The sequence below is a fragment of the Mangrovihabitans endophyticus genome (assembly GCF_014646155.1).
Taxonomy (GTDB): domain Bacteria; phylum Actinomycetota; class Actinomycetes; order Mycobacteriales; family Micromonosporaceae; genus Actinoplanes; species Actinoplanes endophyticus.
In genome coordinates, this window is sequence record NZ_BMMX01000057.1 from 16,374 (window position 1) to 27,062 (window position 10,689).

At 72.2% G+C, this 10,689-nt stretch carries 10 protein-coding genes; 1 reads left to right on the plus strand and 9 read right to left on the minus strand.

All coding sequences use genetic code 11. From position 1 onward, the window contains the following. Positions 1–2 precede the first annotated feature (2 nt). From IEY73_RS30075 to IEY73_RS30110, 8 genes are all read right to left on the minus strand, one after another. On the minus strand, positions 3–1,028 hold the full coding sequence (locus tag IEY73_RS30075) for an acyltransferase family protein (RefSeq protein ID WP_189082725.1): 1,026 nt from the start codon (positions 1,026–1,028) through the stop codon (positions 3–5). Between the two features lie 60 nt (positions 1,029–1,088). Then, positions 1,089–2,111, minus strand: a complete 1,023-nt coding sequence (gene era, locus IEY73_RS30080; RefSeq protein ID WP_189082726.1) for a GTPase Era — start codon at positions 2,109–2,111, stop codon at positions 1,089–1,091. Further along, on the minus strand, positions 2,108–2,485 hold the full coding sequence (locus IEY73_RS30085) for a cytidine deaminase-like protein (RefSeq protein ID WP_189082727.1): 378 nt from the start codon (positions 2,483–2,485) through the stop codon (positions 2,108–2,110). The genes era and IEY73_RS30085 overlap by 4 nt, the downstream gene beginning before the upstream one ends. Beyond that, a complete protein-coding gene (locus IEY73_RS30090) occupies positions 2,478–3,842 on the minus strand; it encodes a hemolysin family protein (protein WP_189082728.1) in 1,365 nt (454 codons plus the stop codon). The genes IEY73_RS30085 and IEY73_RS30090 overlap by 8 nt, the downstream gene beginning before the upstream one ends. A 6-nt stretch (positions 3,843–3,848) precedes the next feature. Further along, a complete protein-coding gene (gene ybeY / locus IEY73_RS30095) occupies positions 3,849–4,319 on the minus strand; it encodes an rRNA maturation RNase YbeY (RefSeq protein WP_189082729.1) in 471 nt (156 codons plus the stop codon). 23 nt (positions 4,320–4,342) lie between these two features. Further along, complete coding sequence (locus IEY73_RS30100; RefSeq protein WP_189082730.1) at positions 4,343–5,401, minus strand: PhoH family protein; 1,059 nt, start codon at positions 5,399–5,401, stop codon at positions 4,343–4,345. A gap of 163 nt (positions 5,402–5,564) precedes the next feature. Continuing rightward, the gene (locus IEY73_RS30105) at positions 5,565–6,950 is read right to left on the minus strand and encodes a serine hydrolase domain-containing protein (protein WP_189082731.1); all 1,386 of its coding nucleotides are present in this window, start codon (positions 6,948–6,950) and stop codon (positions 5,565–5,567) included. Beyond that, on the minus strand, positions 6,947–7,300 hold the full coding sequence (locus tag IEY73_RS30110; protein ID WP_189082732.1) for a histidine triad nucleotide-binding protein: 354 nt from the start codon (positions 7,298–7,300) through the stop codon (positions 6,947–6,949). Before IEY73_RS30110 ends, IEY73_RS30105 begins: the two co-directional genes overlap by 4 nt. 64 nt (positions 7,301–7,364) lie before the next feature. Here IEY73_RS30110 and IEY73_RS30115 point away from each other — a divergent pair, with 64 nt between their 5' ends. Further along, positions 7,365–9,779, plus strand: a complete 2,415-nt coding sequence (locus tag IEY73_RS30115; protein ID WP_189082733.1) for a glycoside hydrolase family 3 protein — start codon at positions 7,365–7,367, stop codon at positions 9,777–9,779. Between the two features lie 89 nt (positions 9,780–9,868). Here the strand turns inward: IEY73_RS30115 and IEY73_RS30120 are convergent, their stop codons facing one another. Next, entirely contained in the window at positions 9,869–10,600 is a 732-nt protein-coding gene (locus IEY73_RS30120; protein WP_189082734.1) for a 16S rRNA (uracil(1498)-N(3))-methyltransferase, read from the minus strand. Positions 10,601–10,689: the final 89 nt, after the last annotated feature.

A 10,689-nucleotide genomic window follows, 5' to 3' on the forward strand; every position in this document is an offset into this window, starting at 1 on the left:
GGTCAGCCGACCGGCACGGCCACCGGCTCCGCCTCGCTCGGCGGCCGACGCCGTTCCCGGCGGCCCGGAACGAGGCACGCCGGCCGCCCCGCGACCAGGTCCTCCACCCAGCCGACCAGCAGCACCACCACGGCGACCAGGGCCAGCACCGCGGCCAGCCGGGCGGCCAGCATCGGCCACCCGCCCAGCGACAGACCGGCCACGAGGATCAGGTGGTTGACCACGACGATCAGCGGGACGTGCCAGAGATAGATGGTCAGCGCGCGCGAGTTGAGGAACACCACCAGCGGGCGCGCCCGCACCTGCGGGTCGAAGCGGAACAGCACCAGGATGAACGCCGCAGACCAGAGGGCGTTGCCGATCGGGATGTCGTTCAGGTCGTAGTGACGCGGGCCGGGATGGGTCAGGATCCACGCGCCGCCGGCTACCACCAGGCACGCCACGAACCAGCCGAGCCGGTTCCCGGCGATCCGGCGCAGCATGCCGTCGCGGTGTGCGAAGCCGAGCAGCCACGGACCGCCGTAGAGGGCGAAGTCCCGCACGATGGCGTGCGGGGCGAGTCCGGCGAAGACGATCACGGCCAGTGCCGCGTACGGGATGGCCAGGCAGGTCTTGGGCCACCGGCGGAAGATCGGCAGCGCCAGCGGGGAGACCAGCACGAACCAGAGGAAGTCACGCAGATACCAGGTGGCGCTGAGGGCTTCGGATCCCCAGCCGTTGGCCGGCGGGTCCTGCAGCGGGAACGCCCAGTAGAGGACCTTCCAGTCCCAGGCCAGGCCGGTGAGCAGCATGGCCGGGACGGCGACGGCGGACAGCGCCCACAGCGAGGGCAGCAGCCGGCGCAGCCGGCTCTCCACGGCGTGTACGCCGGAGGAGTCCAGCGACGCCGCCATGAGCGAACCGGCGAGCGCGAACATCACCGACATCGCCGGGAAGACGATGGTCAGCACCGACCACCCGGTGACGTGGTAGACGACGACCCGGACGATGGCCACGGCGCGGAGCACGTCCAGGTATCGATTACGCATGAGAGGTAAATAGCGGACAATAAAGACACAGGCAAATCGGGTGATTCACGCCATGTACCGTTAGAAGCCGAGCCTGCGCAACTGCCGCGGATCCCGCTGCCACTCCTTGGCCACCCGCACGTGCAGATCCAGGTAGACGCGGGTGCCGATGAGCTTCTCGATCTCCGCCCGCGCCTGGGTGCCGACGTCGCGCAGCCGGCTGCCCCGCGCCCCGATCACGATCGCCTTCTGGCTGTCCCGCTCCACGTACACGTCGGCGTAGATCTTGGTCAGGCCGTCCTCCGGGATGATCTCCTCGACCAGCACGGCGATCGAATGCGGCAGCTCGTCCCGTACGCCCTCCAGCGCGGCCTCGCGGATCAGCTCCCCGATCAACACGTGCTCCGGCTCGTCGGTGAGCATGTCGTCCGGATAGAGCTGCGGCGACTCCGGCAGATAACCGATCATCACGTCGGTGAGCCGGTCGACCTGGTGCCCGGACACCGCGCTGACCGGCACGATCTCCGCGAAGTCGTGCAGCTCGCCGACCGCGAGCAGATGCTGCGCCAGCGTGGCCGGATCGACCAGGTCGACCTTGGTCACCACGGCGATCACGGTGGCCTTCAGCGCGGCCAGCTCGGCCGCGATGAACCGGTCGCCGGGACCCACCGGCTCGTCGGCCGGGAAGCACACGCCCAGCACGTCGACCTCGCTCCAGACCTCCTTGACGAGGTCGTTCAGCCGGGTGCCGAGCAGCGTCCGGGGCCGGTGCAGGCCGGGCGTGTCGACCAGCACGAGCTGCGCGTCCGGCTTGTGCAGGATGCCGCGGATGACGTGCCGGGTGGTCTGCGGCTTGTTCGAGGTGATCGCGATCTTCTGTCCGACGATGGCGTTGGTCAGCGTCGACTTGCCCGCGTTGGGGCGGCCCACGAAACAGACGAAGCCCGCGCGGTACGCGTCATCGCGCGACCGCCGCGCCGCCACTGCCGTGTGCCGGTGCGGCCCGCCGTCCGCCCTCGGCCGCTGGCCGTGCTGCGGAGCCCGATGGCGCTCCTTGGACTTCCGCCGGCCGTCCTTCGGCGCTCGCTGGCCGTCCTTCGTCATTCGGTGACCGTGCCGAGCACGCTGCCGTCCGGCGCCGCCACGTGCACCGGCGCGCTGTCGGACAGGTCGCGGACGGCGGCGTGGCCGGCCCCGTCCAGCGTCGACGCCTCGGTCACCACCGCCGCGGCCTCCAGGTGCGACGCGCCCGCCGCGGCGGCCGAGGCCACGGCGAGCTGCAGAGCGGTGATCGACAGGCTCGGCAGGGCGACACTCGCCGCCGCGTACGTCCGGCCGTCCTGGTCACGGACCGCGGCCCCCTCGACCGCGCCGACCCGGGCGCGGGCGCTGCGCGCCAGCGTGACCAGCTTGGCGTCCTCGGCGGTGAGCTCGGCGATCGCCGCGGGAACGGCGGATCCGGCGGAAACGTCAGGCATCGGCGGGTTGTCTCTCCTCGGTGTCGGAGTTGTCCTGGTCTTCGGTGTCCGGCTCGGCCGGCTCGACGCGGTGCACCAGCACCGAGTCGATGCGGTTGCGGCGCCCGGTGGTGCCCTCCGCGGTCAGGTGCAGTCCGCCCACGTCGGCAGTGGCCCCGGGGATGGGCACCCGGCCGAGCGTCTGGGCGAGCAGGCCGCCCACTGTCTCCACCTCGTCGGCGGGCAGCTCGACGCCGAAGAGCTGGCCGAGGTCCTCGATCGGGAGACGCGCGGTGACCCGCACCGAACCGTCGTCGAGGTGGTCCACGGGCGGGCGCTCCACGTCGTACTCGTCGGTGATCTCGCCGACGATCTCCTCCAGGATGTCCTCGATGGTCACCAGGCCGGCCGTGCCGCCGTACTCGTCGACCACGATCACCAGGTGCGTGCGCGCCGCCTGCATCTCCGACAGCAGATCGTCGACCGGCTTGGACTCCGGCACGAAGGTGGCCGGCCGCATCAGGTCGGCGACCGCCCCGGCGGTGGCCGACGGGTCACCCGACTGGGTCCGCCGGATCACGTCCTTGAGATAGAGCACGCCCAGCACGTCATCGACGCTCTCGCCGATCACCGGGATGCGGGAGAAACCCGACCGCAGGAACAGGAAGAGCGCCTGCTGCAAGGTCTTCGAGCCCTCGATCCACACCATCTCGGTGCGCGGCACCATCACCTCGCGCGCGATCGTGTCGCCCAGCGCGAACACCGAGTGGATCATCTCGCGCTCGCCGTGCTCCACCACGCCGCGCTGTTCCGCCAGGTCGACGAGTTCACGCAGCTCGACCTGGCTGCCGAACGGGCCCTCCGGAAAGCCCCGGCCGGGAGTGACCGCGTTGCCGATGAGGATCAGCAGGGAGGCGAGCGGGTTGAGCACCCGCCCGAGCCAGCGCACCAGCGGGGCGGTCGCCTTGCCCACCGCGTACGCGTGCTGGCGCCCCACCGTGCGCGGCGCCACGCCGACCACGACGAAGCTGACAAGCGTCATCGCCCCCGCGGTGATCAGCGCGGCACGCCACCCCACGCCCCAACTGTCCACCGCGACCAGGGCGATCAGCGTGGTGGCGGTCAGCTCGCAGAGCAGCCGCAGCAGGAGCAGCAGGTTGAGGTGCCGGACCACATCCCCGGCGACGACCGCCAGCGCCGCGGCACCGCGATGTCCCTCCCGTGCCAGCTCGGACGCGCGCGCCGGCGACACCGCGCCCAGGGCCGCGTCGGTCATCGACGCCACGCCGGCCAGCAAGACCAAGATCACGGCGAACACGACCAACTGGGCGTCGGGCAGGCCACCGCCGGATCCGGCAGCCGCCAAGGTAGCCCCCATCGCCGGTCAGCCGGCCTGGCGCGCGGAACGCCAGCTCTGGAGGAGCTTGGCCTGCAGCGCGAACATCTCGCGCTCCTCCTCGGGCTCGGCATGGTCGTAGCCGAGCAGATGCAAGGTGCCGTGCACGGTGAGCAGGTGCAGCTCGTCGGCGGCGGAATGCCCCGCCGCGGCGGCCTGCTTGGCCGCCACCTCCGGGGCCAGCACGATGTCGCCGAGCAACGCGGGCTCCCCCGCGCCGGCCTCACCGGGCCCATGGTCGACGCTGCCCTCGTCCATCGGGAACGCGAGCACGTCGGTGGGCCCGTCGCTGCCCATCCAGCGATGGTTCAGCTCGGCCATGTAGTCGCTGTCGACCAGCAGGACGGACAGCTCGGCGAGCGGATTGACACCCATCTCGTCGAGGGCGTGGCGGGCCACCGCGAGGATCGCGTCGGTGTCGACCTCGGCCCCCGACTCGTTGGCGATCTCGATGGACATGGTGGTGCGGAACCCCTCGTAGTTCAGCGCCGCCGACCGGACCGGCCGCCACCGGCGGCCCGGCCCGACACGGCACGGACGGACTGGGTGGACTGTTCCTGCTCGGCGTCGTACCGCGCGTACGCGTCGACGATCTCGGCGACCAGCCGGTGCCGGACCACGTCGGCGGCGGACAACTCGGCGAAGTGCACGTCGTCGACGTCGTGCAGAATCTGCCGAACCACCTTGAGCCCGCTGGTGGTGCCGCCGGGCAGGTCGACCTGCGTGACATCCCCGGTCACGACGATCTTGGCACCGAACCCGAGACGGGTGAGGAACATCTTCATCTGCTCGGGCGTGGTGTTCTGCGCCTCGTCCAGGATGATGAACGCGTCGTTGAGGGTGCGCCCGCGCATGTAGCCCAGCGGCGCCACCTCGATGGTCCCCGCCTGCATCAGCCGCGGAATGCTGTCCGGGTCCAGCATGTCGTGCAGCGCGTCGTACAGCGGCCGCAGGTAGGGGTCGATCTTCTCGTTCAGGGTGCCGGGCAGGAAGCCCAGCCGCTCGCCGGCCTCGACGGCGGGCCGGGTCAGGATGATCCGGTTGACCTGCTTGGCCTGCAGGGCCTGCACGGCCTTCGCCATCGCCAGGTAGGTCTTGCCGGTGCCGGCCGGACCGATCCCGAACACGATGGTGTGCTGGTCGATGGCGTCGACGTAGCGCCGTTGCCCCAGGGTCTTCGGCCGGATGTTGCGCCCGCGCCGGGACAGGATGTTCAGCGTCAGCACATCGGCCGGGCGCTCCGAGGAATCCTGCTCCAGCATCGCCGCGGTGCGCCGCACCGCGTCCACGGACAGCGTCTCGCCCTTCTCGATCAGCTCGATGAGCTCCGAGAACAGCCGCTCGGCGGTGGCATTGTCGGCGGGCGCCCCGGTCACCGTGATCTCGTTGCCGCGCACGTGCACGTCGCTGACCAGGGTGCGCTCGATGAGGCGCAGGATCTCGTCGCTGGGGCCGAGCAGGTTCACCATGATCTTCGGGTCGGAGACCGAAATCCTGGTCTGCACCCGCGCGGCGCCGGAAGACTGTTCAGTGCCGGTCATAGGGCGGCCGTGAGGCCTACGCCACCTGCTCTCGTTCTCAACCGTCTCGGGTCGGTGCCCTCGGGATCACCTCCGGCGGACCCGAGCGCCGCACTCGCGTGTCGACGGGCGCACGCGAGGACCGTGCCATGGTATCCGTTCGACGTGACGAGCGCCGAAGCCATTATGGCGTTCCCCCGTCGGACACCCACACGCCGTCACACGTCTGCATCTCCCGAGTCATCCGATAGGTGGCCCAGTGCATCCGCACCACCACGCCATGCTCGTCGCGGCTGAGCCGGAGCAGTTCCCCGACTTCTCGGCCGGACTCCGTACGCAACACGTCCGGCCGGTCCGGCAACGGCCGGAAAACCGCCGGCGGCAGATCCGCGGCGGCCTGGTCGGCCCGCGCTTGCAAGGCGCCGCCGTGCCAGGAGAAGACGAATTCGACACCCTCGGACCACCAGCGCCCCAGCACCGAACGGTAGCGCTCCGGCGCGGGCGCACCGGGCGACCACGGACGGATGTCGGCCGGGTCGAGTTCCACCACCAGGCGCAGCAACTCGTGCGGCAGCGCGGTGATCTCCCCGGCGGTGCCGGAGGAGCCGAGCACCGCGCACCCCAACGCGCCCGGGTTGCCGTCGCCGCCGCGACGGCCGTACACCCCGGCCAGGAAACCCGGCATGGCCCCGTCGTGGCCCACGTGCACGATGCGCTCGCCCACCGGCTCCAGTTCCAGCCCCAGGCCGTACCCGATCGACCAGAGTGTGTCGCTGGTGGTGGTCACCGGCCAGCGCATCTCGTCCAGGGTCCGCGACCGCAGCACCGCACCATCCGGGTCGACGGCGCCCGGGTCCGCCAGGAAGGCGCCCCAGCGCGCCATGTCCGCCGCGGTGCTCCACAACTGGGCCGCCGGGGCCACCCCGCCCAGGTCCAGCCGCGGCTCCGGGCGTACCGCGTCCGAGTACGCGTCGACCAGATAGCCGACCACCGACTCCGGGGGCGGCTCGACGGTGGTCGACGCCAAACCCAACGGATCGAGCACCCGGTGCTGCAGCACCTCGGCCCAGGTGCCGCTGCGCAACCGGGCCACCATCTGGCCGAGGATCGCCAGGCCCAGGTTCGAGTAATGGAAACGGCGGGCGTTCGGCAGCACCCGCTCGGCCCGGTCCAGTTCGGCGAGCAGACCGGCGGCATCCGGGGCGAGCATCGTGTCCCACACGTCGCCGTCCGGCTCGCGTTGCAGCCCCGAGGTGTGTGAGAGGAGCCGGCGGACCGTCGCGTCGCCATGCGCCGGCACGTCCAGATGGGCCGACACCGGGTCGTCCAGGTCCAGCAGGCCGTCGTCGCGAGCCTGCATCACCAGGGCCGCGGTGAACGTCTTGGTCACCGAACCGATGCGGAAGCGGCTGCCCGGGTCCAGCGGATGGTCCGGGTTGCCGGACGATCCCACCACGCAGGTCCACAGGTCGCGGTCCGCGCGATGCACCGCCACCGAGATCGCCGGGATCCGCCCGTCCGCCTGCGCCTTGCGGACCGCCCGCTCGAACCGTTCCGCCGGGACGCTCACTGCGGTGCCAGCATCGGCCCGAGCGGCCGTCCGCCGAGCACATGCGCGTGCACGTGGAAGACCTCCTGGCCGCCGTGACGCCCGCTGTTGAACATCAACCGGTATCCGTCGGTGGTCAGCCCCTCGGCGGCGGCCACCGCCGCCGCGGCGGCCATCACATCCGCAGCGACCTTGGGGTCGGTCGTCGCCAGCGCCGCGATGTCGGCATGATGATCCTTCGGAATCACCAGGACATGAACCGGCGCCTTCGGGCCGATGTCGCGGAAGGCCAGCGTGGTGTCGGTCTCATGGACGACGGTCGCGGGAATCTCGCCGGCCACGATGCGGCAGAAGAGGCAGTCGTTGTTCATCCCGCCGATCCTAAGGTGATTTCGCCGCCCACCGGCGGATCCCGGGAAAGGGGAACGCGCACCGATGGCCGACTTTGACGACGTGATCGAGCCGCTGCTCGGCAAGCTGGACCTGACCGAAAAGGTGGCGCTGCTCGCCGGGCAGGACTTCTGGTCACTGCCCGCACAACCCAAGATCGGCCTGCGGTCGCTTGTCATGTCGGACGGGCCGATCGGCGTACGCGGCACCGGCTGGGCGCCGGACGATCCGTCGATCGCGCTGCCCAGCCCGACCGCGCTGGCCGCCACGTGGGACGTGGACCTGGCCCGGCGCGCCGGGCGGCTGCTCGGGCAGGAAGCCCGGCGCAAGGGCGTGCATGTGCTGCTGGGCCCGACGGTGAACCTTCAGCGCACCCCGCTGGGCGGTCGCCACTTCGAGTGCTATTCGGAGGATCCGCTGCTCACCGGCGTCGTCGCGGCAGGCTTCGTGACAGGCGTGCAGGAGCACGGCGTGGCCACCACGGTGAAGCACCTGGTGGGCAACGACTTCGAGACCGACCGGATGACCGTCGACGTGCGCATCGACGACCGCGCCCTGCGGGAGATCTATCTCGCCCCGTTCGAGCGGGTGGTGTCCGCCGGCGGGTGGGGCGTGATGTCGGCGTACAACCTGGTCAACGGCCTGCCGATGGCGTCACACGGCCCCCTCCAGGCGGACGTGCTCAAGGCCGAATGGGACTTCGACGGCGTGGTCGTCTCGGACTGGCGGGCGGCCCGCGAGACGGTCGGCGCGGCCCTCGGCGGGCTGGACATCGCGATGCCGCAACTGGAGAACCCGTGGGGCGCGGCGCTTGTCGCGGCCGTGCGGGACGGGGCGGTTCCGGTCGAGGTGATCGACGACAAGGTGCGCCGCGTGCTGCGCCTGGCCGCCCGCGTCGGCGTACTGGACGAGGTACGGACCGACCGCTCCGGCGAACCGGCGGCGGTGGACGGCGCCGCGGTCGCGCACGAGGTGGCCACCCGCTCGTTCGTGCTGGCGCGCAACGAGCGCTACACGCTCCCGCTGGAAGCCGCCGCGCTGACCAGGGTCGCGGTGATCGGCGCGCTCGCCGCCGACGCGCGGGTGCTCGGCGGGGGCAGCGCCCAGGTCACCCCGCCGCACATCGTGTCGCCGCTGGACGGGCTGGTCCGGGCGCTGCCCGGGGTCGACGTCGGATACGCGGTCGGCGCCGACCCCCGGCCCTTCCTGCCGGCCGCGCATGGTCCGCAGTGGACGGACGCGTGGGTCACCCTGCACGGCGACACCGGGCACCGGTTCGGCGTGGACGCCACGCACGTACGGTGGATCGGCGACCTGCCCGGCGGTTGCGCACCGGACGCGGTGACCGGCCTGGAGATCACCGCGACGTTCACCCCGGAGACGGGCGGTGAGCACACGTTCGCGGTGTCCGGCTTCGGCACCTTCGAGCTCACCGTCGACGGACGGCGGCGGTACGCCGGAACGCTGCACCCGCCCGGCGCCGGCCGCGCCGAGCTGCTACTCACCCCGCGCGAGCACCGGGTGACGGTGCCCTTGACCGCCGGGGTTCCGGTGCCGGTGCGGCTCGTGCAGACCATCGTCCGCGGCGCGGCGCACACCGTGGCCACCACGCTGGGCCACCGCGCGCCCGGCCCGGACGCGGACGGCCTGATCGCGGAGGCGGTGGAACTGGCGGCCGAGTCGGACGTCGCGGTGGTGGTGGTCGGCACCACCGAACAGGTCGAGTCGGAAGGCTTCGACCGGACCACGCTCGCCCTGCCCGGACGCCAGGACGAACTGGTCGCCCGGGTGGCCGCGGCCAATCCGCGTACGGTCGTGGTGGTCAACGCGGGCGCACCGGTGCTGCTGCCTTGGGCCGACGACGTGGCGGCGGTGCTGCTCACCTGGTTCCCCGGCCAGGAGGCGGGCGCGGCCCTGGCGGACGTGCTGCTGGGCGTCGCCGAGCCGGGCGGCCGGCTGCCGACCACGTGGCCGCGCCGCGAACAGGACGTCCCGGTCTACGCGGTGACCCCGGCCGACGGCGTGGTCCGCTACGACGAGGGCGTCTTCGTCGGGTACCGCGCCTGGCAACGCGACGGCATCCACCCCCGGTACGCGTTCGGGCACGGATCCGGATACACCACCTGGCGGTACGAGGAGCTGGCGGTCTCGCCGACCGAGGCGATGGTGACGCTGACGAACACCGGCGCCCGCACCGGACGCGAGACGGTCCAGGTGTACGCGGGTCCGGCGAGCGAACCGTCGCTGCCGGGCATCGTCCCGCCCCGCCCGCCATGGTGGCTGACGGGTTTCGCCACGGTGACGGCACACCCCGGCGAGACGGTGACGGTGCGGATACCGCTGGCGGAACGGGCGTTCCAGGTCTGGGACGACGGTTGGCACACGGTGCCGGGCACCTACCACATGGTGGCGGCACACGCGCTCGACGACCATCGGCTGACGGCGGAGCTGACGTTGTAGGCCGCGGCGCGCTTTACCAGCCTTTACCAGCGGCCCAGCCGCGCTTCACCAGCAGCCCAGCCGCGCTTCACCGGCGGCCCAGCCGCGCCTTACCAGCGGCCCAGCCGCGCGGACAGCACCGCCAGCGCCGCCACGCCCGCGGTGGATGTCCGCAGCACCGCATCGCCCAGCCGCACCGCTCGGGCGCCCACGGCCGTGAAAGCATCGATCTCCGCGTCCGCCACGCCACCCTCCGGCCCCACCACCAGCAGGATCTCGCCGCCGTCCGGCAGGTCGACGGTCGTCAGCCGATCCGCCGCCCCCTCGTGCAGAATCAGCGCGGTCGCACCGGTCATCCGCGCCGCGACCTGCTTCGTCGAACAATCCGGGTCACCCGCGACCTCCGGCAGCCACGGCCGGCGAGCCTGCTTGGCCGCTTCCCGCACGGTCGCCACCCACTTGCCCCGAGCCCGCTGACCACGATCGCCGCGCCACTGCGCCACCGAGCGAGACGCCGCCCAGGGCACGATCTCGTCCACGCCGGCCTCGGTCATCGCCTGCACCGCCAACTCTCCGCGGTCCCCCTTGGCGATGCCTTGCACCACCACCAGCCTCGGGTCGGGAGCGGGCACCCGCCGGCGTACCGTCACGAGGACGTCGACCGAACCGCGCCCGACGGCGGTCACCTCGGCGGTCGCGGTGCCGCCCCGCCCGTCGGCGAGCACCAGCCGCTCACCGGCCCGGAGCCGCTGAACGTCGGCGGCATGATGCCCCTCGGGCCCGTCCAGACGGTACGCATCAGACTCGGGCAGCGACGCAACGAGGAACAATGGCGCAGACACGCGTGGCACGCTACCGAACCCCCGCCCGCGCCCCGCCCGCCCCGCCCCGCCCGCCCCCCGCCCCGCCCCACCCCGCGCCCCGCGCCCCG

Coding starts and splice junctions, on each gene's coding strand:
- IEY73_RS30085 (WP_189082727.1), bottom strand. CDS start 2,485: ATGCCTGACGTTTCCGCCGGATCCGCCGTTCCCGCGGCGATCGCCGAG.
- IEY73_RS30075 (WP_189082725.1), bottom strand. CDS start 1,028: ATGCGTAATCGATACCTGGACGTGCTCCGCGCCGTGGCCATCGTCCGG.
- IEY73_RS30090 (WP_189082728.1), bottom strand. CDS start 3,842: ATGGGGGCTACCTTGGCGGCTGCCGGATCCGGCGGTGGCCTGCCCGAC.
- ybeY (WP_189082729.1), bottom strand. CDS start 4,319: ATGTCCATCGAGATCGCCAACGAGTCGGGGGCCGAGGTCGACACCGAC.
- era (WP_189082726.1), bottom strand. CDS start 2,111: ATGACGAAGGACGGCCAGCGAGCGCCGAAGGACGGCCGGCGGAAGTCC.
- IEY73_RS30115 (WP_189082733.1), top strand. CDS start 7,365: ATGGCCGACTTTGACGACGTGATCGAGCCGCTGCTCGGCAAGCTGGAC.
- IEY73_RS30100 (WP_189082730.1), bottom strand. CDS start 5,401: ATGACCGGCACTGAACAGTCTTCCGGCGCCGCGCGGGTGCAGACCAGG.
- IEY73_RS30110 (WP_189082732.1), bottom strand. CDS start 7,300: ATGAACAACGACTGCCTCTTCTGCCGCATCGTGGCCGGCGAGATTCCC.